The sequence below is a fragment of the Algoriphagus sp. AGSA1 genome (assembly GCF_021390545.1).
GTDB lineage: Bacteria > Bacteroidota > Bacteroidia > Cytophagales > Cyclobacteriaceae > Algoriphagus.
The window spans coordinates 39,023-61,551 of the sequence record NZ_JAJUWR010000032.1 but is presented as its reverse complement, the minus strand read 5'-3'; the positions used below and the strand labels follow the sequence as shown (position 1 = coordinate 61,551).

Genomic DNA, 22,529 nt, shown 5'->3' with positions numbered 1-22,529 from the left:
TTTTTGGGGTAATAGCTCCTTTATAAAACTCCTGAAAACCTAACTCAATCCCCATAAGAACCTCACCGGTTCCGTGCAACATCGGTTTCATCGTTCGTGCTTCGCACGCAACGGAAACCTAGTTGTTACCTGCCGTTTTTTTTGTTCGGTTTTTTCAATACTCTATAGTTGCAAGCTTTGTTTTCTTCGTATTCTATTCTATGCTCCGAAAGAAGTTGAGAAATTATTTCCATTGTTTCTTCTTCATTTAGTCCAATTTTTTCTCCAAGGTCAATTTCATTATGTTGACCATTATCTTCTTTCAGTAAGTTATAATATCTGTTTTTATTTTCCATAATTTGCTTGTTTTTTTGTTGCTATCATCATATGTGGGCTAAAAGGTAGAAGGTAAGGGTCATTTTCTGTTAACTGGATTAGCTCTAACAATGTGTTTTTTCGTTTTTCGTTTGACAAATTGATGAAAAAATCCTTGTCAAGCCAAGCTAAACCTTCAACAGCGTAAGTGTTGAGATGGACTAATTCTTGACTGATAAACTCTTTTTTGAGTTGTGATGGTTTGTAATAAAATGCTTCGGCTAACAGCCAGGGAAAATCATCTGGTGGATTATGAATTCCAGAAGTCAATTCTTCCTTGCACATTTCAAAAAATGTTTTTTTGTGGATCAAACCATTTAAAAGTCCAACTAAAGTTGAGGCAGTATAATTTATTGCAAATGCCAGTATAACTCCGTCTATTTTCAAAACACGCTTCGCTTCTTGAATAGTTAAATCTCTATCTTCTTTTTTTTGAAGGTGGTAAAGCGGACCGTGTAGAATAATTAGGTCGGCATAATTATCAGGGAATTCCAATTTCCGAGATTCCCCCAAATGAATGGAAAACTTGTTTTTTAGTCTATTTGCTCTTGTTTTCGCAATCTTTATGTGTTTAGGAACTGGTTCTACTAAATGAACTGAATGTCCCTTTTTTGCAAGCCATTCTGAATATTTCCCTGTCCCACCACCAACGTCAATGATTTTTGAAGAAAAATTCGGAGTGTATTTTTCAATGAGTGACTTAATTCGTTCAAATTCAAATACTCCCATACCTTTTTCAAGTCTGGTTTCTTCCGACACTTTATTATAAAAGTTCTCTATATCTCTGCTTATTAACTGTTTATTATTCATTTTTAATTCATTTTTTTTATCACAGTTGAGCTATTTAGGTATAGCGCAAAGTGATAATGCAATTGATTTGAGGTCAATTGTTTTGATTAACATTCAAGGAAATTAAATGGTAATATTATCTGGGTATTGAAATTGGTAAACTTCAATAGAGTTATTACTCGGCTTCTTTACCGAGTTAGTCCTTTTGATAAGGATGCAGATAATATGTTATGAATAATAAAACAGGTTGCAAATATAAAAATAAAGAATTGATTTGTTGGTACAGTTGTCTTTTAAAATGGCAGGTAACGTGTTATAACCGCAATTACGGTTATTTCCTCTATATCCTTAAAGACAATATTTCATTAAACCTGTCTCTATTCTTTTATTTTGAGGGTTATCCGACATTAATCGCTTACAACTATTTACTATCGCTTTTTACGGTTTACTATCTTTTGGCCATTTTTCTACGTGGTCCAGCTTAATTCCCATGCTGCCAGCAATAGCTAATTCCGGTAGCAGATTTCCGAGAACATCTAGCTCCCGCCTTTGTGGTGGCTCTGCATTGAGAGGAAGTTGCCTGAGCTGGCTTGGTTTCTTTGCTTGATTCTATCTTTTTTGGTTCTGATGTTAGCGGGATTAGTTTGGCTTCACCCGTTTCAGTACTGGAAGGCTTGCATACCAAGCAGGCGGTCAAGCCTTTCTTTTTGGCGGTGGCAAGATCCGAAGCCCAGCCTGTTTTGGAGTAGCGGCAGGATTCCTTATGGAACCTCGCTCCTGTCTTGGTGATATAGACTGTCTGTGCTTGGAGCTGGGCTGCAAGTAGGAAGAAGGCTGTAAAGAGGAAGCCGTACAGCAGTTTGTACATCTGGATAAGATTGGGTTCAGAAGGATGTCCGGGTTTATGTCCGGATGGGTGTGATAAAAGTTGGCTGTTCTACCTCACCCCCTGCCCTCTCCTGAAGAGAGAGGGTGATCGGCTCTGCTCCAGAGATTATTCAGAGATAAGAAGTAGGTTGGTTGTTTTCAATAATTAAAAGGCATGAGCAAGAAAGGAAAAAAAATGATACGAAAACATACCATGTACAGGGTAATTTTTGGGAAAATAGGAGGAATTGTGGTGCTTTTTGGTCGATCAGCAGAATTATCTGCATCCTTCTGTGCCATTTTGCGGATAAAAACACAAAGTGAGTCGCATGATCCTGTTCCGGGTCTGCAATGTGGTCGATTGGTTTGGGTCTTTTTCCTATCTGGCAAATACTATCAGTTGATTTATCGGACTCAGAGGTTTAGGTATCTCAGCCGTGGGATTATAGTTAGCGATTGTCGAAAATGTCCGCTAAAACAGTAAAATGGCATAGACAGTTAATGTCTCTTATCCAAACCTTTTCTATCACTGCGGACTCCGGCACAAATTAGTTTAACATAATGGACTATTAACCGACTGCATAATAAGAGCCGTAATCCAGAGGTTCATCCCGATAGCTATCGGGAGTTATGTGAGAGGTTTAAGGGTGGGATTCCCCTTTGCCTACTCGACTGGCACTAGTTTTTATTTAATTCGTATTCATAAATCTCTTTGGAATGAACTATTCCATTTCTTGCTGTAATCTCTGATTGGATTAACCCATTTGAAAAATTCTTTGTGGTTGTGCTAAAGACTTCTCCGTTCTGATTAATAAATTCCGTTCTGATAATATTTTTTCCTTCATAGGTGTATCTAGTCTGTGACTTTGCATTTTCAGCAGAAACGGATTCTTTTAAAATTATTCTTCCTTGGCTATCATACTTATTAATTTCTTTTACTGTATCGTAGTTGTCGAAAGGAGCCCCTTTAAATTCATATTTAATAAGATTCCCCGCAGAATCATATGTATAAACATTTCTATTCCTCTGTCCATCTTTATCTCCCCAAATTCTTTCAATTAAATTTCCTTTTGAATCATACCTATACTCTGTAAGATAGCCAAAGTCAGTTTTCTCAGTTATTATTCTATTTTTTGAATCATAGATTTTCTCTGTAGTGTTTGAGTTATGTGGATAACTTAGGTCTTTCACTATTATTTTTGCAATGTTCCCATTTTTATCTTGAACGTATTCAAACTCTTCTACCCATTCTGCAGAATCCTTGTTATTATGATACCGTAAGTGTCGTATCTGCAATCCGTTTTTATATTCATAGCAGTCAATGGTTTGTTGTGTTATTATTTTTGGGTCAGTTTCTTTATAGTAAAATGATTCTGAACAAAGAAGATCTCCCAATTCATTGAAAGTATAAATGTTTATATTGTCTTGATAAATCTCACCTTTTGGTCTAGTCCAATAACTTGTTACCGATATTTTTTTAATTTTCTTTTCCTTGATGATGCTATCATTGAAATATTCAGGATGATAGAAATATTGAAATCCTGATGTTTGTCCAATAGCCAAATTCTGAACAATCAAAGTTAAAATGGTCAATATGATGAGGTGTCTTGCTTTCATTTCAAATTAGTGCCAGCGGTTTAGCTATGAACAGTAGTTTCCTGAAAGGCACTACTGTTCATAGTTGATGGGTTAGTTTTTCTTTATCATTTGTTGGACTAATGTATTTTGTAACACCAATACCAATAAATGCAGCAATGGCACTTGCGAAAAGGAATAAGATGATAGCAACTATCCAATTATCCTTGGCCGCATAAAATATACCAGCAGGACTGATTCCATAAACTTGGAAAATATTACTTTTAGTTTTTAAGTCTCCTTCAACAGAAAGGGAGATTACATTATGCATATTATCCACTTTTCGAAGGGTAGATTGATGCAAAGCAACGTAGTCACCTGTATTGAAGGCGTTGGCTTCCTCTTCGCCATTTAGGAAACTTGCCATGGTAACTTTATTTAATTTATAAAGCGATTCCATTCTTGGGTGTGGCGAATATTGCTTCCCATAAGTGTCAACAAAAAGTCTAGCTAAGTCAATCTTTAAATTGTCGTTAATCTGAACTGGTGTACCTCCTAAAACCCTGTATCTATGGTTAATTGCTTCGAAACCAAAGTTTATATTTCGCATGTTTATGTGAATCCATTTGTACTCAAGATGACTACCAACAAATGTGAAATACTCGTCCAACATGTCTTTTTCTAGTTGGTTGTAGTGCTGATTAATCTGGGTAGGAAGAATGCCTTTCAATTCTGCCATTTTATGAATAGAGAAAGAATGTGTTTGCGCATTCCGAACATATCTTACAGCAATAGATGTAATTCTGGGAGTATTTCCTTGAGGTAAGTTGAAAAAGCTCTCACATGAATAGTGAATAACCAAATATTCAGCAGGGTTGTCACTTATATGCTTAAGCACCTCCTTTGCCTTTTTCCTTTTCTTATTTCTTTCAGATGCCTTCGACATGTTACTTTTTAATTATTCTTGACCTAACAGCTCTATGATTCAGCCCTGATTTAATTGTCAGTTCCAAAAATGAGTTCATCAAATTGTCAAGTCTTTTCATCTTTTCTTCATCTTCTATCCATACGTCAACTACAGAACCTGCACCTCCTAGAAGTTCTGCCGAAACCACTTTTGCTTTGAACATATCCTTATCCTCTCTTTGGACAGCCGACAGTATTTGTATCACCCAATGCGCCTGGGTTGTATATGCCGAATCACGAAGAATTTCATATATCTCAGTCAAGAGAGTAGTAAATCCTTCTATATTCTCCTTTTTGAAATCTATGTTATATGTTTTCTTAAATAATCCGAACATGTTTTTTAATTAACCCCAATCGGGTCAGGCAAGGGAATTTCACCCTCACCTTCCCACAGAACTCCCGAATAGCGGGACAGGCTGTGCGTGAGACTCTCATCCGCCGCGGCGGACTCTTCATGCCTGCCTGGTCGGCAGACAGGTTTATAAATCGCTTGGTACTAAAAGTACTTAAGGTTGAACCAATTTCCAATGCTTAAACAAGCCTTGCATTAGATTTCTCCATAGATCCAAATTTGCAATTTGTTTGGTCTTGGGCTAACTGCTCCTGCACATAAGCGGACGATCATCCGTTGGAAAAGACATCATTTTGACCTTTATTCACCATTCAAGGCACACAGCGGTTTCATGGTTGGCTTTGCAATCCGCACGAAAACCTAGCTGTTAGGCTTTGTTTTGTATTCATTTATTATTGCATCATCCCATACCTGGGCTTCTATGTATTTATCATACTTGAATCTTTCCTCAGCTTGGCATTTTTTCTCCGATGGCATTCCATATTCATCTATAAGATCATTTATTTCACTTAGTAGAAAGATTTGTCCATTACAAGCTTTTCTATAGGTTGCAAGTTTTGGTTCGCCATGAAATTGAAAAGAGACCATACTGTCCGGATACGTAAAACTTAAGTGCTCAGCTTTAAAAGCAGACAGAGGAATTTTAACTACACCAGGATTCATATACCAAGATTTTGCCCATTCACATTCTCCCAACATAAAGTAGAATGGGTCGTCTCTATTAGGTTTTCCGCCCTTTGAAACAAACTGTTCTTTTAGTTTTTCTTCCAGACCAAACCTTAGTTCGATGTAGTTTGGTGGTCTTTTGCTATTAAACCCATTCGAAATTCTGCTTTGAATAGCCAAAGCTTTCTCAATTCCCTGTTCGGTAATATTTCGGAAAGGGCCATTTTCTAGTTCATAATAGTGGTATAAGTACGCTGGTATTGCCATCCAATATGATCTCTGTTTGTTTTGTTAGTATATTAAATAAAGCCTAACGGTCAAGTATAAACGTAGTGCGGGATTTCGAAGCACAAAACTGTCTGCCAGTACTGAACTTGATAGGAAGCACAAAGCTTCATTTAAGCACTGAATCCGCTTTTTTGCCAAACGCCTGTTAGCGGTTCGGCTTTCTTTTATCGTGTTAGTTTTTGTCATCGTCCAATAGTTTTATGTCGCCAAACTGCAATCACGTTTGTGTCTGCATGATGTTCGTCAGGGTTGTTTTCTAAAAGTAGTTTCTTTATTTCATAAGCTTTTGTAAAGTCGTCAATTAATCCTTTGTCATTAAGGTCTTTCGGCAAAAATGTTTCGTCAAATCCGCCGCAATTTGTTAAGGCACTTATGCTGAAATCTTGGTCTAACAAGTCATATCCTATAAATTCAAAATCTACGACATTTACATTTTTACAGTCTTGGTTAGGCTCTAAAGCAACTGTCAAAAGGTTAAATTTATCTTTTTCCTTAAGTCGTGTAAAAACAAAGTCGAGAGATGTATAAAAGTCAGTTTGAAGAATACCATCACAATAAATATAATTCCAATCTTCAGCATTGTCATAGTCAGGTTCAACTAAATTTTCATTTAGCATTCCGTCAAGTGAAACAAGTTCTGTTAAATGTGTCAATTTAGACCATTCAATATATTTTTCCCAAGACATTCCGTCTTCACCGTAATTTTTGTTGTACACTCCCCGAGCTGTATATAAAAATGTCATTTCTTATTTCTGTTGTTTCGTTTTAAGCTGACCGCTAACGTGTTATAACCGCAATTACGGTTATTTCTTCAATATCCTTAAAGACAATTTTCATTAAACCTGTCTCTACTCTTTTATTTTGAGGGTTATCCGACATTAATCGCTTACAAATATTTACTATCGCTTTTTACGGTTTAGTATCTTTTGGACTTTTTTTCTACGTGATCCAGCTTAATTCCCATGCTGCCAGCAATAACTACTTCCGGCAGGAGATTTCCTTGAGCATCTGGAAACTACCTCACCCCGCCCCTCTCCTTTAGGAGAGGGAGCATGGCCCTGCTCCAGATGGGCTGAAAAGTAAGAAGTAGGTTGGTCGTTTTCAAAAACTAAAAGGCTTGAGCAAGAAACGGAAAAAAATGATACCAGCACATACCCTATACAGGGTGTTTTTTGGGAAAATGGGAGGAAATTCCGGGGAATTGCGGTGTATTTTGATCGATCTGCAGAATTATCTGCATCCATCTTTACCCTTTTCACGAGAAAATAGAAAGTGAGTCATAGGGTACTGTTCCTGATCTGGTCAGTCGCCCAAAGTCAGATTCTGATCACTACAATTACTTTGTCCCGTCTAAGAAGAAAAGGCTACGAATCGATGCTTTGATGTGTTTATTTTTCTTAATGGTCACATCGAATCTTGCATTTTTGCCACTACGGCCTCCGGAAGACAATTTAGGATGCTCGATTTCTTATTACCTCAAAACTCAACCTACGATCCAGTGAACCGCCGTATACAGCCTGTCCCGAGAATCGGGATACGGTGGCGTGAGACCTGTGCGCCGTGGCGTAGGCGCACCTCGTCAACTTAAAGGTTGGCGAGGTCGTCTACTCGATTGTGCACAGTTTTTATTTTTTCTTCAATTATTTTCTCAGTCAAATCACGGAATGTCTTTATGTCGCCAGTCAATGTTTCGTATCTGTCAGGGTCGAAAATGTTAATCGCATTCCAAAATCCCTTTTTCTTCCTTCGTGTTTCGATTTTGTCAATCGGTTTTGTTCCTGTCAGTGTGATTTCTACTAGTATTGGCGAGAAATACTTGTCCATATAAGCTGCCAATGAAGAAGAAGGTCGGAGTTCAGATACATCTACTCCTTTGTCCTTTAGGTTCTTTTTGATTGTGAGGAATAGTCCTGCCTTTAAGCACGGTTTACCAAACAGAGTCTTTGGTTCATAAGTGTCTTTATTAGAGTAGTTTGAAAGCAGTTGGCAAACTTCAATGAGTTTTCTTGTCCTTGCAGGTTCTAAAACATTATACCATTCTTCTTGACTTATCTGAACTCGAAATTCTTGATTTAAAAATTCGCTCAACTTTTTCCATCCGAGTAAGTCGTTAGCCCATCTCCACTCACGAACTGTCATTTCAGCTGTAATTTCCGCCCACAGGTCAGCTTCTGAGTCAAGTGGGCTGCAAAGTCGGTGTTGCTCCTTGAATATTTCAAGAATTTCTTCTTCCGTGTATTTGACTTTCGTTTCGGTCATTTTTTAATTGGGCACAACGTGTTATAACTGCAATTGCGGTTATTTCTTCTATATCCTTAAAGACAATATTTCATTAAACCTGTCTCTATTCTTTTATTTTGAGGGTTATCCGACATTAGTCGCTTACAACTATTTACTATCGCTTTTACGGTTTACTATCTTTTGCCTTTTTTTCTACGTGATCCAGCTTAATTCCCATGGTTCCAGCAAAAACTACTTCCGGTAGCAGATTTCCTTGAGCATCTGGAACTACCTCTCCCCGCCCCTCTTCCCGAATCGCTTTGCTTTTCGGGACAGGCACTGAAGAGAGAGGGTGCTTGGCTCTGCTCTAGATGGGCTAAAGAGTACGAAGTAGGTTGGTCGTTCCCGAATCGCTTCGCTTATCGGGATCTTCGAAAACTCTATTTTAGATTTACATCTATACTGAAGCCAAGACTTGCCTCGACCATTATCCCAATTATTTCACTTTTTTTAAAACCCATTCATCTTTTCCTTTATTCAGTGAATACAATTTATTTTTTTTGATCAGATAAAACCGGCTTATCAAATTTTGATCTCCGGTTATGCGTAAAGTATCATTAGATATTATCCAGTATCCTTCTTGGTTAGTATCAAAAGTCCCACACTCCCCACCGACATAATAATAACTAAAAGTAGAGTCATCAAAGAGCACAAGTTCTTCTTCAAAAAGCAATGAGGTGCCAATGATGTCGTAATACCATCTAGTGATGAAGTTGCCCATTCTTTCAGTCCTTTTATATTTTGATACCACCTTGGCGTGTTCTTGACTGACAGCTAAGGCGGATAAAAATATTGTCAAAATCAAAAGTGTCAGTTTCATGTGATTATATTTTTGGAAGTGATTGCTGTTATTTAGCCATTTAGCTGATACATATGGGATGCACGTTCAAATTTCTCTTTCAATCGGTCCCTTAATGTCTGTGGTTTGAGTATTTCAATAGAATCGGCAAACCCTAAAAGCAATCTTTCTATTTCAAAGTTGTGATGAACTTTAAAACTGATTAGTATCGATCCGTCCTCGTATGCTTCCAGTAATTTCTGTGAGGCATGAAAAGGCTTTGTAAGCACATAGGGCGCATTCTCACGATCTATCCTCATCTCTATTTCAACGAGTTGCTCATCGGTCAAGACGCTAATGCCGTATGTATTGGCATAATATTGATCTGCACTGAAATCTTCTTGTTGGTAATCTTTGGACAGCTCAATGTCGACCTTAAGTATTCTATCCAGAGCCAGTGTCCGAATATTTGGCAATCCATCCCGTCTGCCTACCAAAAACCATCTATTGTTAAATTCTTTTAGAATGTATCCATGGAAGTCGAAGGTGGCAGGAGAGTCCGATATAAATGATTGGTAGGTGATCTTTAAGACTATTTGTTTTGAAATAGCATGACATAGCTTATCAATGTGCCGTAGCCCTTTAAGGCTTTCATTTTTGTCAATGTGTATGATGGGCTGTCTGTTTTTGGACTCATTATAGACCTTGTCTTCAAGTTTTTGAATCACACCATTCAGTTCTTGAAACAAAGAAAATTCCTTAAACTGTTTGAGCATCTCCACGGATTCCGTCAAGATATCCATGTCCACTTTTGTCAGAGGTATGTCTGTAATAGAAAAATCCGGATCAGAATAGCAATAGTATTTTCTTTCGTAAACCTGAATCGGTGCATTATATCCCAATTTATCGCTACGCATCAGTTGGATATCCAACTGAATAGTTCTTTTGCTGATTTGCAAATCCTTCCCTTCCAATTCGTATAGAACCTCAGAACAGGCCTCGATTAAATCTTCAAGCGTCCATTTCCTTGAGTGATTCTGAAGGCATTTGTCTATTGTCCTATACCTGATCAATGCATTCTTATTCCAGGCCATAAAATAAACTTAAGCTATTTATTTATCTACGCAAAATCATTGCGCAGTTGTTACGTAGGATTGTAAAGTCAAATAGATTCAAGTTAATCATGAAAATCACGGGAAAAACATTAATTGAATTAGGTTTTAAACCGAGCAAGTGGTTCAGTGAGGCCATTTCTTACGCAAATTCAAATCTCCTCGAAGGTCAAGCGCTGAAGGATTATCTCCAAAGTATGGCTCCTTATGTCCATGAACCACACAAAGTTGCGGTCGATTTCTATAAGAATATCAGAGCAGAGTCGGAAGAAGAGACCCGCAATGTCATCAATGTTCTGGCCACAATGAAGGAACTTATGAAGACTCCCACAATAAGCAAAGGTGCTGTGATGCCGGATGCATGTCCGACAGGCGCTATGGGACAGATTCCGGTCGGAGGAGTTGTGGCAGCGGAAGATGCAATTCATCCGTCAATGCATAGTGCAGATATATGCTGTTCGGTCATGATGACTTCTTTTGGTTTTTGTGATCCAAAAAAGGTATTGGATTCTGCCCACTATATAACTCATTTTGGGGGAGGCGGCAGGCAAGACCTCTTTGAATTACCCAAGGGTTTTGAAGAAAAAATGTCGTGTGATTCCTTTCTGGGTGATGAAAAGAGCGCAATGCTAGCCAAAACCCAACTAGGTACTCAAGGAGACGGCAATCACTTTCTTTTTGTAGGTCAATCCAGAAACACCGGAGAAACTATTATGGTTACCCATCACGGAAGTAGAGGATTTGGGGCTAATCTTTTTACGAAAGGCATGAAGGTAGCTGAGTCGTTCAGAAAAGAAATATCACCCAAGACCATTAGTAGCAATGCCTGGATTCCTTATTCAGAAGAAGTCGGCAAGAAGTATTGGGAGTCTTTACAGTTGGTACGGGAATGGACGAAACTTAATCACGAAGTGTTACATCAGGCGACTTGTGATCTGCTTAAGATAGATCCGTTTGTTCGGTTTTGGAATGAACATAATTTTGTTTTTAAAGATGGGAATACATTTTATCACGCAAAAGGAGCAACCCCATTGGATGACAAATTTGTACCCGATAGCCATGAGGGTCTACGGTTGATTCCTTTAAATATGAGTGAGCCTGTATTGATAGTGAAAGGCGGAACTACAGCAAACAATATGGGATTTGCTCCGCATGGAGCAGGCCGAAACATTAGCAGAACGCAGCACATCAGAAATAAGTCCGGCAAAACAATCCAAGAGCTATTTGCGGAGGAGACCAAAGGATTAGATATCCGCTTCTTTTCTAAACATATCGATATTTCAGAGCTTCCATCCGCTTACAAAAATGCTCAAAACGTCCAGGATCAGATGAAGGAATTCGGATTGGGAGAAGTTGTTGATGAAATAATCCCTTACGGATGTATTATGGCTGGCGACTGGAAGGTTGATGCCCCTTGGAAGAAAAAGAAAGTCAAACTGATAAAATGAGACTAGAGATGCTCCACTATATTTTAGCCGAGGACTATACTCCATTATTTGTGCAGCCGGTAATTTATTCAGAACCGCAGCCCAAATTGGGGCTGGATTCCTCTCGGGTAGTCACATCACTTATGGGATGGGGTGAAGCTTTCCCACCCCCCTGCTGAGCGTAGTCACATCGTTAGTCGGAACTGGGTGAAGTTTGCCTCCCCTACAATCCGGGTCAAGACTAAAATCTTTTCCAAAAGATTTCTTAACGCCTTGTCCTACCCTAATATCCTTACCAATTTGTCATTGGCTTCCCTACCTCACCCATTACCCTCTCCTTAAAGAGAGGGCGATTGGCTCTGCTATCATTTTACTATCAGATTCAGAATAAAGTGGGTTACCGGGTTTATGCCCGGACGGGTGATAAAAGTTGGCGTAGTCCCCAGATCCTGTCAGTCTCGGTACTTGAGAGCCGCAGGAGATAAAGAACAGGGACACGAAAGGAAAAAAAATGATATAAAAACATACCATGTACAGGGTATTTTTTGTACCTCACCCCTCCCTCTCCTTAAAGAGAGGGCGATCGGCACTGCTAAAATGAAACTCATGTGTTCCACATAAGGTGAGATGGTGTCGTAGGAACAACTGAATCACTGCCTAGCAATCAGTATTCTGATCTAATACTTGATATATAGCTTCGTACATATTCCAGTACCTTAGGTAACTCGTGCAGTATCTCTTCGTTCTTGATTCTCAGAATGTGGATAGCATACTCCTTTATGACGGCATCTCTGTTGATGTCATGCTCCCGCTGCTCTTCGTCATTATGAACTTCGCCATCTAGTTCTACCACCAGCCGCAGCTCATGGCAGTAGAAATCTGCAATGTATCTGAAGAACTTGTGCGCCGTGGCGTATCGGATGCTGACGCCGAAATTTGTAGCCGTCTAGTTGTTTGTTTTGAAGCACTTCCCAGAGTTTTCGCTCGGCGGGAGTAAGCATTTTTCTTAGCTCTTTTGCTTTTAGGTGTGTGGCTGCTGAAGCTCCGTAGAATAGATTTGAAGAATAGGTCATTTACTAGTCAATATAAGCAAAAGGCTGATTTGAAATAGATACTTTAATGCTAGCAGTGCCTAGTGCCCTCTCCTCAAGGAGAGGGTTAGGGTGAGGTTGATTTAAATCCGTATGGGTGCTAAAAGTTGGCTATTCATCCTCTAATAAAAGGTCATTACAAGAAAAGGGAAAAATCTGAACTTTCCCATCACGCAGGCTGGCTACTTCGCTAAAATGATTCGCCGCGGCGAATCATTTTTTAACGCTCATCCCTCCCGCCCTGCAAGCTGGCCTCTCCTTAAAAATGTCCCCCGGACATTTTCATATGATTTTATTTTATTTTTCAATGGCCATATGGAATCTCGCACCGTAGATAATCATCCCGTTGTGTGCCAACTTCAATATGCTCGATTTCTTAACAGTCGATCCTAGGGTATTTTTTGGGGAAATGGGAGGAAATACGAAGGAAATACGGTGTTTTTCGGTTAGTCAGCGGAATTATCTGCATCCTTCTGTGCCATTTTGCAGATAAAAACACAAAGTGAGTCATATGATCCTGTTCCGGGTCTGCAATGTGGTCGATTGGTTTGGGTCTTTTTCCTATCTGGCAAATACTATCAGTTGATTTATCGGACTCAGAGGTTTAGATTTTCTAGCCGTGGGATTATAGTTAGTGGTTATCGAAAATGTCCGCTAAAAAACAAAAGCATCGATGAGAGTACTCAATTGCTCCGGAATATCCACCTTCAGTTTTAAGATATCCAGAGTTGATGTTTTGTCTTAAGTTTCCAGGTTCCGTCAGTTCGTTCGACGAAAACCAAATAGCCATATCCACAATTGGGTCCACAGTGTTCCATGTAATAGTAGCACGCCTTTGTCCCATCTTGGTTGAAAACGACTCTTGAAAATGTTAAGCTGGCAACCACTCTATCATTTTCTGTTGATTCGAAGTTCACAGGTCTGAGTTGGTAATCTCCTACGTTTGTAAGGTTTTTAAAATTCAGATGCTCACTTCTTAAACCAGACTCAACAAGCTTGATGACCAGCTGTCTCCAAGAATCTTCTAGTTGGATATTTTCACGAAATCCTTTTTCAGTTAACCTGTGAGACAAGTCTAGATAATCAAGTCTTGGAGCAAGTAATGAATCATTAACGAGCAGAATAAGGTTCCGTTTGTCTTTTTTGGGATTGTTCAGGAAAGTCTGCCATTCGACTGAGTCCTGTCTATAGTTCTCCCAATCGAACTTGTTGAACTCGTTTATTAGGCTATCGCGTTCAAGCTCCAACTCATTCGCTTTTGTCAAACTATCCTTTGGTTCGTTTTTCTCTCCATCCAATTCAATTGTCAATTCGATTAAATCTTCAGTTTCGCCGTAAACGGAATCGGGATGAATAGGTCTGTAGGGTGCTGGTGGGGCAGGTTCATTGTAGTAATGGGTTCCTACCATGTCAAGGAAAGTTGAATTAATCACCTCCAATTCAAGTGACTTTTGTTTGGTACAGCTTGTTAAAATAGCGGCAATAAATAGTAAGAGGACAGGTTTGTTGCTATTCGTCATCAAGCAATTTGTTCAGTTCGTTCTCAAGTTGCTTTTTGTCGGGCAGATATAGCTGATATTTGCTGATGAATAATTGATTGCTTATACTTTCTGTCGCGTATTCAACTAAAACATGGTCTTTGTCTGCTCCCAAGACTATTCCAATGGGCTCATTGTCGCCATCTGTGCTTACCTCCTTCTTGAAATAGTTGAGATACAGATTCATTTGTCCTACGTCCTGATGTGTTACTTCGCCACGTTTCAGGTCAATCAAAACAAAACACTTCAAAATACGGTGATAGAAAACCAAGTCAACGTAAAAATGCTTCCCGCTTATTGAAATACGGTATTGCCGTTTTTCAAACGTGAAGCCTTTGCCCAATTCCAGCAGAAAGTTTTGTAGGTTGGAAATCAGTTTTTCCTCCAATTCACTTTCAAAATATTGATGTTTTTCAGGCATCCCCAGAAATTCCAAAACGTAGGGATCTTTCAAAATGTCTTCTGCTTTTTGAATTTCCTGGCCTTGTCCAGAAAGCTCCAAAACACCCTTTTTGTCTTTGCTCAATGCCAAACGGTGGAACAACATACTTTTCATTTGGCGTTTCAACTCCCGCACACTCCAATTTTCCTTTTCGGCTTGCTTAGCGTAAAAACTGATCTCAAGTTCGCTATCAGAGCGTAAAATCTCAAAATAATGGCTCCAACTCAAAACGTTAGACAGCGTCTCACTTTTTGGGAAATTAAGATACAACTTCCTCATATACAATAGGTTTGACCTACTAAACCCTTTTCCATAAAGCTTTGTCAAGTCTTTTGAAAGTTGTTCAAAAAGAAAACTTCCGTATTCGGCCTTTTCTTTACCGCCTTGCTCATACTCCACAATATGTCTGCCTATCATCCAATAGGTATTTACCAAAATGGTATTTACCGACCTGGCAACCTGTTCTCTGCCTTGTTGCAATAGATCGCCGATTTGATTGATTAAGCTGCTATATTTTGATTGCTCTAATTCCATCTTACAAGTAAATAATAAACAATCTTCAGAGATAGCAAAAAGAGACGAAGGTATTTTTAAAACAAATCACTCTCAGTTTTGTAGCATTGTTGTGGTTCTACTCTCAGTGTAGTCAGTTCATCGTGGTGACTGGAAGAAATTTGCAATTGGTTTTATTACCATCGCCGAATGTTTAGTGGTTTTCGGATTTAAGCCCGGATGGGTGTGATAAAAGTTGGCGTAGTCTACCTACCTCATCCCAGCCCTCTTCCCGATATCGCGCTGCTCATCGGGACAGGCACTTTAGGAGAAGGTGATCATCTCTGCTCCAGATGGGCTGAAGGGTAAGAAGGAGGTTGGTTGTTCCCGAATCGCTTTGCTCTCGGGATCTTCGATTTCAAAAACTAAAAGGCTTATGCAATAAAAGGAAAAAAATGATAGGAAGCCAGCCCGCAACCTGGCCCCTTCACTAAATCTCTTCACCGAAGAGATTTTTAACGCTCGGCCCTAGGGTATTTTTTGAGTGAAAGCCAGAAAGTTATCCACATTTTAGGCTGGATAGCCAGGGAGTTGCTTGGATTTGGGGGTGGGTGGTTGCGGATCAGCTCCATCATTACTCACCTATAGGAATCGATGTTCCCGTTTTTCCTTAGCCGCTCACCACATCAGTGTTTCCACTAGATGCAGCGTAAGGTGGTTTACAGATGTAGTGATTTTATTTATTGGCATCTGTGATTCGCTACGCTTAATTGATAGCTGCTCCGGCAAGCCGCCATCGGAGGGCCTAGCTATTGATTTCTCAATAGTCCTCCATCCATTTCAAAGCATTAGACCTACTTTTAAGGTCGATTCAAGTCACACCACGTTCCCACGCTTTGCTTTCGTGCGGGTTTTCGGAGCACCAAACTGTCAACCTACCACTAATGCCCAACTTGAAAACTGAACTTGAATGTAAGCACGTCATCCCGCATGACGCAAAACGTGTGTTGGCGGTTCGTGCTTCTTTTTTATCGTTATTTAAATCAATGAACACTGGAATTTGATGTCCAACTCGTCAATAAACTGGAAGTCATTAATCCATCTTATTCCAATGTTGTCGCAAACGTTTGGTATTTTTATTTTCTTTGAGTTTAAAGCAGTCACCTTTTCTTCTTTGGTAACTACAGTAGCATTTTCACTTAAAGCATGAGCAATTACCCATGGATCAGCCAAAGAACGTGCTTTTGTATTGTCAACCAATAACGGATAATCTTTTAAAATTTTGCGAATATGTATAGTAATAGGTTCGCTTATTTTAGCTATTGGAATTTTGCTTGCTTTCAACCATTTCGAAAGGTCATCTTCAGTTCTAACAATTTCTTCGTAAACTAACTCAGGAATAAAAATCTTTCCGTTTTTGCCGAGTTCGATTAAGATTTTCCAATAATCAGGGCAGAATTTTGGGTTGTAATATTTTTGCCATGCTTGAATTAACACATTGGCATCCAAACAGTATTTATTTGCCTTTGTGCTCATTTAATTAATTGAGATTCGAGTTTCGGAAATTTGTTTACTTGAACATTTAACAGATTACTAGCTAATGTCGGTTCAATAAAGCCGCCACGAAATGCATCTAAAACCGTTTGAGTAAAAAGTCTGCTGTTTCTATTTAGTTGCAGTAAAAAGTAATTCGGTCCGCCTGGTTTATCCTTTTCTTTTTGTTTAGCTTTTTTCTCTGCTTCTCTTTTTAAATATTCAGCAAAATCAATATCCGCCTGCTTTTTTAACTTCTGATATGTTGGTGTCGAAATAATATTAAGATTCAATGCACGAACTAAAAGAGCAAACGAGCTTACACCTAATTGCTTTGCAACCTTGAAAACATCTTTAGAAGTCAGAAAAGAAGTTGAATCAAAACTCAAAACAATTTCTTTTGGCATTAAAGCATTTGCTGCAACTTCATTGCAGAATAGTTCTACCGGATGAAATTTGTCTTTGTGTTTTATGTCGGGTTCAACTTCATTTGAGATACCTGTTTCAGCGATCCAAATATGAGCTAACTCATGAACAAGTGTAAATAATTGTGGTGCATTCCAATCGTCCGAGTTTACAAAAACGAATGGTGCATGTGGGTCAGCAATTGCAAAACCTTGCAACTCTTCCGAATCTAGTTTAAGTCGGGAGTGAATAAAACTTGTTCTTGAAACAAAAATGCCATTCGTTTCTGCTGCATCAATCCACTCTTTAATGGGGTTTTCTGTCTTGTAGGATGCAGGATTTATTTTTAATGTGTCAAGAATGTCTTTTGCTACAGATTGAGGGTTGTCTTTTATTGAAAAGCGACCTACAAAAGCTAATTTGTCTTCTTGATTTTCTGAATATACATCACTTATCCATGCTTGCTTTTGTTGGATTTCTCTGATGATAAAAATTGAAGATGTTGTCAGATTTTTTGCGCCTGATTTTCTAAAGTCTTGAAGGGGCTGGAAGTCTCTAGGAACTTCTGGCAAAAAGAACAAAGCAAAAGGTCTTTTGTAGGCTTTGGCAAGAGTTTGTGCTTGTCTTATTGTCGGTTGATTTGTCCCTGCTTCCCACTCTTTTAATTTGTCAACTTTCACAGAAACTTTGGCAGCAGCAGTTTCTTCGGTCATTCTAGCCGATTCTCTTGCCCATTTAAGAACATTTGGTGTTATGTATGCTTTGTCTGCCATTTAGGTCTCAAAAATACAAATTTTAAGGTCGGTTTTGTCAAAATACTAATGTTTTGTCGGTAGCTGTCGTTTTTTTAGCATTCTGACTAACGGCACCCAAAACCCTTAAATTTCAGCGATTTTGAGGCCTAGATCGTCTTCGGTGAGACCGAATTTCTCGATTTGCTTCTTTATACGTTTAACTAAGCTCCCCCTACGTAGTTTCTTCTCAGTACCCTCTGAAGTTCAATTGGACGCTGGGTGAAGTTTGCCTGCCCTGCAATCTGGCCCAAGGCTAAAATCATTCTCAGAATGATTTATTAACGCCTTTACCTACCCTCAAATCCTTACCAATTTGCAATTGGCTTATTTGCCTCACCCCTGTCCCGATACACTGCGCTATCGGGACAGGCTCTCTCCTTGAAGAGAGGGAGCCTGGCTCTGCTATCATTTTACTATCGGATTCAGAATATAAGTGGGTTCCGGGTTTAAGCCAGGGTGGATGATAAAAGTTGGCTGTTCTACCTACCTCACCCCAGCCCTCTCCTTTAGGAGAGGGAGCATGGCTCTGCTCCAGATGGAGATTGAGGATAAGAAGTAGGTTGGTCGTTCTCAAAAACTAAAATCCATATGCAAGAAAAGTAATTTCGATTTAAAAAGCAACGCAGCAAGCTGGCTTCCCGATACGCTGCGCTATGCAGGACAGGATCTCGCTAAAACAGCCCGCCGCGGCGGGCTGTTTCTTGACGCCTGCCTTGCCGGTAGGCAGGCTCGTCCCTCCTGCCCTGCAAGCTGGCCCCTCCTTAAAAATGTCCACAGGACATTTTCTTAACAGTCGATCCTAGGGTATATTTGGGGGAAATTAGGGAAAATGTGAAGGAAATGCAGTGTTTTGTAAAGGAAATGCATTGTTTTTTAGTCGATTCGCAGAATTTTCCGCATCCTGCAGTATCCTTTTTCAGACAAAAATGGAAAGTGAGGTTCGTAGTTATGCCAAGATCTGGAATGGAGGTGATTGGTGTGGCTACTTTTTTCTAACAATGAAGTAGTATCGTTTGCTTTATCGGACTCAGAGGTCTAGGTATTCCAGACATTGGATAATTAACCTTATCGAAAACATCTGTCAAAAAAACAGGAATTAATAAGATCACCTTATTTTTGATTATTCGTCTCGATTTAAATGTAATCTTTGTTGAGTTTTATATCAACTACTATTACTGTTAAGAGTCATTTCCATCTCAGTCAAAAAAATTAAGACCAAATCCTTTAATGATGAAAGAAAAGCAACTCACCCTATTTGATTGGGAAGAACAATATTCCTTGTATTTCCAAATAGAAGAAGAATTTGATCTTAAGGAAAATGAGGAGGTAGAATACAAATCGGCTATTGATGGTTTTCCGAGTAAAGAATTATGGAAAACCTATTCAGCATTTGCTAACACAAATTCCGGAATAATCATCCTTGGTGTAAAAGAGAAAAAAGGTGTCCTGTCAATCGAGGGACTTGAAGAGGAACAGATTGAGCAGTATAAGAATCAGTTCTGGAATGAGTGCAATAATCCTAACGCAATCAGTAGAAATCTTCTACGAAATGAAGACGTGAAGGTCATCTCCTTCCAGGAGAAAAGCCTTTTATGCTTTAGAATTCCATTTGCTAACAGAACAGAGAGACCTGTTTATTTGACAAGAAATCCTCTGGGAAATACTTATAAAAGGAACCATGAAGGAGACTATAGATGTACTGATGAGGAAGTAAAACGTATGCTGGCTGACTCTAGCGGAGAACTTAAACGCGACAGTCTGATTTTGGAGGATTTCACGGTGGCGGACTTTGACCAGACTTCAGTCAAACAGTTTCGTCAGTTATTTCTGTCATCGAAACCGAACCATCCCTGGCATGCTTCAGAAGACTTGGAACTTTTCAAGAAAATAGGAGCATATCGAGTTGACAGAAAATCCAGAACGGAAGGCATTACGCTTGCCGGTTTATTGATGTTTGGAAAGGAAGACAGCATCAAAGAGCAGACCGCACTTCCGAATTATTTTCCTGATTTCAGAGAGCGGCTTTCATCGGATGAAAAAATCAGATGGACTGATCGGATTAGCCCAGACGGGACTTGGGAATCCAACCTTCTCCAATTTTATCTTAAGGTGTGGCCGAAACTCTCATCTACTCTCCCCAAACCATTTCGACTTGAAAATGACAAAAGGGTCGATGAAACTCCAACCCATATTGCTTTGCGTGAAGCTTTTGTCAATGCGCTGGTACATACGGATTATTCCCTCAGCGGAAATATTATCGTTGAATTGGATACTGAGAAGTTTGTTTTTTCCAATCCAGGAACTCTCTTGGTTTCCATTCACCAATATTATTCGGGAGGAATCAGTGAATGTAGAAACCCTTCCTTGCAACAAATGTTTATGTTAATTGGACGGGCAGAAAAAGCGGGAAGTGGTGTAGACAAAATCATGTCAGGGTGGCAAGAATCACATTGGAGGAAACCTTTTCTGGAATTGGAGTCACAACCCGATCGAATTAAGTTGACACTACCCATGTTTAATGTAATTCCAGATGCCATCTTGGATGAATTAAATTCTACAATTGGAGACGTTAGCCAATTGACCCCTGATGAACTTACCGCATTATCTTTTTGCCTCATAGAAGAGTCCATTTCCAACCAGCGACTTCAATATGTGCTGAACCTCCACCGTTCCGATATCACACATCTCTTAAAAAAATTGTGCTTGGAGGATTACCTTGAATCTGACAATAATGGTCGGTGGACAACCTACAAAATAAAAGCGAAGCAAGGCGCAACAGAAAAGGTTGCAACCTCTACAAAAAAGGTTGCAACCTCTATAAATCAGTCCGGGAAGGCCATTTTTGAGGAGAATAAGGTTGCAACCACGACAGAAAAGGTTGCAACCTCAGCAAAAAAGGTTGCAACCTCCACTTCCAATACCCATTCTGATAAGGATGACGCCCAATATCATGGAAAAAACCTTAAACGGGAAGAACTTGAAAAAATCATACTACAACTTTGCAAGGAAAACTTTATGAAAAAGGAGGAATTGGCTAAAGCTTTAGGCAAGTCGGAAAGTTATATCCGAAATAAGATTTTGCCTGATTTGCTAAAGAGAGGTAAACTTATAAAAAGGTTCCCATTTACGCATAATCACCCCGAACAAGGATACAAAACAAACGAAGACTAACAGGAGACGTCTCAACCCAAAAGTAGTCTTATTGCTTATGAAACTACTCAGGGAGGGATGTACCTGCCTACAGTTTGATTTCCCGGATTGCAATACTATCTGAAATGATTTGTGAAGTATCTCCTCATGCATTTATTTTCTCAGGGTCTGTTAAGATATGGGGCTATTCTGTCCTAACTTACTTGAAAGTCATAAGATAGTAGCCTCATACATCTCTTTATTTATTCCATGTTAATCAAGTTCAAACTCCTCAATTTCTAAGAATAAAAGGGAATTAGCCCAGATTTTCAGTCCAAATTTGTCCACTTTTTTACACTTAAGGCTTGTTATTAAAATCCAGTATCTGAAGCTAAAAAGCACTCCCCTCCAATTTGTCCTTTCGGGAACCAAGGGAATCCATTCCTTTGAAGTCTGATCAAAAACTGCATTGAGAGCTTAGGAAGATTCATTTTCATTGTCCTCTGACATGAAAAATACACGTCCTAAACTTACCCAGCGGATTGATATAGGTTTCTGGCAAATAAGAAAGGTTATGGAAGAGCAAATCATTTTAGATATTATAAACTACTTCGAAGGAGGGGTAAGAATACCTGTTATCATTTCCCTCGTTTTCCTTTTCCTAAAAATATTACACCCCTACTATGAAACTTTTAAGAACAACTACACCAAACTTAAGGAAATAGCATCAAATGAAAGGATAGAGAAAAAGAAGCTTAAAGCTAATCGACCAAAGAAAAAAACCACCTAGTTAAAATTCTTTCAGCTCTACCTTAATACTTGGATCTTGCTATAAAGCCAATTTCTCTGCCAATTAATGTCAAAACAAACCAAGGATAAACCCATAAATCGCACATATAAAGCAAATTACCCTATGTTTACACCTCACTAAAACCAAAATAAAATGCCAAATTTCGTAGTAAACAATGTCGCCCAACCCAATGGAGACCATGAAGTTCATCAAACAGGATGCCCTTACTTCCCAAGTAATTACCGGGATCTTGGATGGCATCCAATATGCAGAACAGCAGTCGCCGAAGCAAAAAAAATCTATAGTAAAAGCAATGGGTGTTTTCATTGCAGTAATGATTGTCACACCACCTAAAAGAAAAGACTGGCTGATATGATTTATCGGTCAGCCTTTTAATTATTAAACTTAAATCTCCCCCTGCGTAGTCATTTAGCTCGCGGCACTGGGTGAGTTTATAACCTCACCTAATATCTTGACCAATTTGCAATTGGCTTCCCTACCTCCTGCCATCTTCCTCCTGAAAGAGGAGGCAATCGGCTCTGCTATCATTTTACTATCGGATTCAGAATTAAATGGGTTTCCGGATTTATGCCCGGATGGGTGCTATAAAAGTTGGCTGTTCTACCTACCTCACCCCAGCCCTCTCCTTTAGGAGAGGGAGCATGGCTCTGCTCCAGATGGGCTAAAGAGCTAGAAGTAAGTTGGTTGTTCCCGAATCGCTTTGCTCTCGGGATCTTCGATTTCAAAAACTAAAAGGCTTGTGCAATAAAAGGAAAAAAATGATAGGAAGCCAGCCCGCAACCTGGCCCCTTCGCTAAATCTCTTCACCGAAGAGATTTTTAACGCTCGGTCCTAGGGTAT

The 22,529-nt window shown here is 39.3% G+C and carries 23 protein-coding genes; 4 read left to right on the top strand and 19 right to left on the bottom strand.

Annotated elements, in window-relative coordinates; all coding sequences use genetic code 11:
• Positions 1-125 precede the first annotated feature (125 nt).
• The 11 genes from LZF95_RS21450 to LZF95_RS21400 form a co-directional block, all read right to left on the bottom strand.
• Complete coding sequence (locus tag LZF95_RS21450) at positions 126-335, bottom strand: hypothetical protein (protein WP_233757275.1); 210 nt, start codon at positions 333-335, stop codon at positions 126-128.
• The gene (locus LZF95_RS21445; protein ID WP_233757273.1) at positions 325-1,164 is read right to left on the bottom strand and encodes a class I SAM-dependent methyltransferase; all 840 of its coding nucleotides are present in this window, start codon (positions 1,162-1,164) and stop codon (positions 325-327) included. Before LZF95_RS21445 ends, LZF95_RS21450 begins: the two co-directional genes overlap by 11 nt.
• A 460-nt stretch (positions 1,165-1,624) precedes the next feature.
• Positions 1,625-2,011: a hypothetical protein gene (locus tag LZF95_RS21440; protein ID WP_233757271.1), complete on the bottom strand. Its 387-nt coding sequence runs from the start codon at positions 2,009-2,011 to the stop codon at positions 1,625-1,627.
• Positions 2,012-2,688: 677 nt separating this feature from the next.
• The gene (locus LZF95_RS21435; protein WP_233757269.1) at positions 2,689-3,627 is read right to left on the bottom strand and encodes a hypothetical protein; all 939 of its coding nucleotides are present in this window, start codon (positions 3,625-3,627) and stop codon (positions 2,689-2,691) included.
• A gap of 58 nt (positions 3,628-3,685) precedes the next feature.
• Entirely contained in the window at positions 3,686-4,531 is an 846-nt protein-coding gene (locus tag LZF95_RS21430; protein ID WP_233757267.1) for a hypothetical protein, read from the bottom strand.
• Position 4,532: 1 nt separating this feature from the next.
• The gene (locus LZF95_RS21425; protein ID WP_233757266.1) at positions 4,533-4,886 is read right to left on the bottom strand and encodes a hypothetical protein; all 354 of its coding nucleotides are present in this window, start codon (positions 4,884-4,886) and stop codon (positions 4,533-4,535) included.
• A gap of 377 nt (positions 4,887-5,263) precedes the next feature.
• Positions 5,264-5,749, bottom strand: coding sequence for a hypothetical protein (locus tag LZF95_RS21420; protein WP_233757265.1), 486 nt, complete (start codon positions 5,747-5,749; stop codon positions 5,264-5,266).
• 290 nt (positions 5,750-6,039) lie between these two features.
• The gene (locus tag LZF95_RS21415; protein ID WP_233757264.1) at positions 6,040-6,600 is read right to left on the bottom strand and encodes a hypothetical protein; all 561 of its coding nucleotides are present in this window, start codon (positions 6,598-6,600) and stop codon (positions 6,040-6,042) included.
• Positions 6,601-7,441: 841 nt separating this feature from the next.
• Entirely contained in the window at positions 7,442-8,116 is a 675-nt protein-coding gene (locus LZF95_RS21410) for a hypothetical protein (protein ID WP_233757263.1), read from the bottom strand.
• Between the two features lie 457 nt (positions 8,117-8,573).
• A complete protein-coding gene (locus LZF95_RS21405) occupies positions 8,574-8,957 on the bottom strand; it encodes a hypothetical protein (protein WP_233757262.1) in 384 nt (127 codons plus the stop codon).
• Positions 8,958-8,989: 32 nt separating this feature from the next.
• A complete protein-coding gene (locus tag LZF95_RS21400; protein ID WP_233757261.1) occupies positions 8,990-10,009 on the bottom strand; it encodes a YafY family protein in 1,020 nt (339 codons plus the stop codon).
• 89 nt (positions 10,010-10,098) lie between these two features.
• Here LZF95_RS21400 and LZF95_RS21395 point away from each other — a divergent pair, with 89 nt between their 5' ends.
• A complete protein-coding gene (locus LZF95_RS21395) occupies positions 10,099-11,475 on the top strand; it encodes an RtcB family protein (protein WP_233757260.1) in 1,377 nt (458 codons plus the stop codon).
• A 643-nt stretch (positions 11,476-12,118) separates the two neighbouring features.
• Here the strand turns inward: LZF95_RS21395 and LZF95_RS27615 are convergent.
• From LZF95_RS27615 to LZF95_RS21365, 7 genes are all read right to left on the bottom strand, one after another.
• On the bottom strand, positions 12,119-12,316 hold the full coding sequence (locus LZF95_RS27615; RefSeq protein ID WP_262912302.1) for an endonuclease domain-containing protein: 198 nt from the start codon (positions 12,314-12,316) through the stop codon (positions 12,119-12,121).
• 1 nt (position 12,317) lies between these two features.
• The gene (locus LZF95_RS27610) at positions 12,318-12,455 is read right to left on the bottom strand and encodes an endonuclease domain-containing protein (protein WP_262912301.1); all 138 of its coding nucleotides are present in this window, start codon (positions 12,453-12,455) and stop codon (positions 12,318-12,320) included.
• Between the two features lie 803 nt (positions 12,456-13,258).
• Positions 13,259-14,065 carry a hypothetical protein gene (locus tag LZF95_RS21385; protein ID WP_233757259.1) on the bottom strand — a complete coding sequence of 269 codons (807 nt, stop codon included), beginning with the start codon at positions 14,063-14,065 and terminating at the stop codon, positions 13,259-13,261.
• Positions 14,055-15,059 carry a YhcG family protein gene (locus LZF95_RS21380; protein ID WP_233757257.1) on the bottom strand — a complete coding sequence of 335 codons (1,005 nt, stop codon included), beginning with the start codon at positions 15,057-15,059 and terminating at the stop codon, positions 14,055-14,057. Before LZF95_RS21380 ends, LZF95_RS21385 begins: the two co-directional genes overlap by 11 nt.
• A gap of 996 nt (positions 15,060-16,055) precedes the next feature.
• Positions 16,056-16,553: a DUF4411 family protein gene (locus tag LZF95_RS21375; RefSeq protein WP_233757255.1), complete on the bottom strand. Its 498-nt coding sequence runs from the start codon at positions 16,551-16,553 to the stop codon at positions 16,056-16,058.
• Positions 16,550-17,728 (bottom strand): XRE family transcriptional regulator, encoded by a 1,179-nt coding sequence (locus LZF95_RS21370; RefSeq protein WP_233757254.1) that lies wholly within the window; start codon positions 17,726-17,728, stop codon positions 16,550-16,552. The genes LZF95_RS21375 and LZF95_RS21370 overlap by 4 nt, the downstream gene beginning before the upstream one ends.
• Before the next feature lie 286 nt (positions 17,729-18,014).
• Complete coding sequence (locus tag LZF95_RS21365) at positions 18,015-18,323, bottom strand: hypothetical protein (RefSeq protein WP_233757252.1); 309 nt, start codon at positions 18,321-18,323, stop codon at positions 18,015-18,017.
• Between the two features lie 653 nt (positions 18,324-18,976).
• Here LZF95_RS21365 and LZF95_RS21360 point away from each other — a divergent pair.
• From LZF95_RS21360 to LZF95_RS21350, 3 genes are all read left to right on the top strand, one after another.
• On the top strand, positions 18,977-20,920 hold the full coding sequence (locus tag LZF95_RS21360; RefSeq protein ID WP_233757250.1) for an RNA-binding domain-containing protein: 1,944 nt from the start codon (positions 18,977-18,979) through the stop codon (positions 20,918-20,920).
• 532 nt (positions 20,921-21,452) lie between these two features.
• Positions 21,453-21,668: a hypothetical protein gene (locus LZF95_RS21355; RefSeq protein ID WP_233757249.1), complete on the top strand. Its 216-nt coding sequence runs from the start codon at positions 21,453-21,455 to the stop codon at positions 21,666-21,668.
• 199 nt (positions 21,669-21,867) lie between these two features.
• Positions 21,868-22,044 (top strand): hypothetical protein, encoded by a 177-nt coding sequence (locus LZF95_RS21350; RefSeq protein ID WP_233757247.1) that lies wholly within the window; start codon positions 21,868-21,870, stop codon positions 22,042-22,044.
• A 169-nt stretch (positions 22,045-22,213) separates the two neighbouring features.
• Here the strand turns inward: LZF95_RS21350 and LZF95_RS21345 are convergent, their stop codons facing one another.
• Positions 22,214-22,414: a hypothetical protein gene (locus LZF95_RS21345; RefSeq protein WP_233757245.1), complete on the bottom strand. Its 201-nt coding sequence runs from the start codon at positions 22,412-22,414 to the stop codon at positions 22,214-22,216.
• Positions 22,415-22,529 lie beyond the last annotated feature (115 nt).

Coding starts and splice junctions, on each gene's coding strand:
- LZF95_RS21360 (WP_233757250.1), top strand. CDS start 18,977: ATGATGAAAGAAAAGCAACTCACCCTATTTGATTGGGAAGAACAATAT.
- LZF95_RS21400 (WP_233757261.1), bottom strand. CDS start 10,009: ATGGCCTGGAATAAGAATGCATTGATCAGGTATAGGACAATAGACAAA.
- LZF95_RS21410 (WP_233757263.1), bottom strand. CDS start 8,116: ATGACCGAAACGAAAGTCAAATACACGGAAGAAGAAATTCTTGAAATA.
- LZF95_RS21405 (WP_233757262.1), bottom strand. CDS start 8,957: ATGAAACTGACACTTTTGATTTTGACAATATTTTTATCCGCCTTAGCT.
- LZF95_RS21355 (WP_233757249.1), top strand. CDS start 21,453: ATGGAAGAGCAAATCATTTTAGATATTATAAACTACTTCGAAGGAGGG.
- LZF95_RS21445 (WP_233757273.1), bottom strand. CDS start 1,164: ATGAATAATAAACAGTTAATAAGCAGAGATATAGAGAACTTTTATAAT.
- LZF95_RS21435 (WP_233757269.1), bottom strand. CDS start 3,627: ATGAAAGCAAGACACCTCATCATATTGACCATTTTAACTTTGATTGTT.
- LZF95_RS21380 (WP_233757257.1), bottom strand. CDS start 15,059: ATGGAATTAGAGCAATCAAAATATAGCAGCTTAATCAATCAAATCGGC.
- LZF95_RS21350 (WP_233757247.1), top strand. CDS start 21,868: ATGAAGTTCATCAAACAGGATGCCCTTACTTCCCAAGTAATTACCGGG.
- LZF95_RS21425 (WP_233757266.1), bottom strand. CDS start 4,886: ATGTTCGGATTATTTAAGAAAACATATAACATAGATTTCAAAAAGGAG.
- LZF95_RS27610 (WP_262912301.1), bottom strand. CDS start 12,455: ATGCTTACTCCCGCCGAGCGAAAACTCTGGGAAGTGCTTCAAAACAAA.
- LZF95_RS21440 (WP_233757271.1), bottom strand. CDS start 2,011: ATGTACAAACTGCTGTACGGCTTCCTCTTTACAGCCTTCTTCCTACTT.
- LZF95_RS21375 (WP_233757255.1), bottom strand. CDS start 16,553: ATGAGCACAAAGGCAAATAAATACTGTTTGGATGCCAATGTGTTAATT.
- LZF95_RS21385 (WP_233757259.1), bottom strand. CDS start 14,065: ATGACGAATAGCAACAAACCTGTCCTCTTACTATTTATTGCCGCTATT.
- LZF95_RS21370 (WP_233757254.1), bottom strand. CDS start 17,728: ATGGCAGACAAAGCATACATAACACCAAATGTTCTTAAATGGGCAAGA.
- LZF95_RS21395 (WP_233757260.1), top strand. CDS start 10,099: ATGAAAATCACGGGAAAAACATTAATTGAATTAGGTTTTAAACCGAGC.
- LZF95_RS21450 (WP_233757275.1), bottom strand. CDS start 335: ATGGAAAATAAAAACAGATATTATAACTTACTGAAAGAAGATAATGGT.
- LZF95_RS21430 (WP_233757267.1), bottom strand. CDS start 4,531: ATGTCGAAGGCATCTGAAAGAAATAAGAAAAGGAAAAAGGCAAAGGAG.
- LZF95_RS21415 (WP_233757264.1), bottom strand. CDS start 6,600: ATGACATTTTTATATACAGCTCGGGGAGTGTACAACAAAAATTACGGT.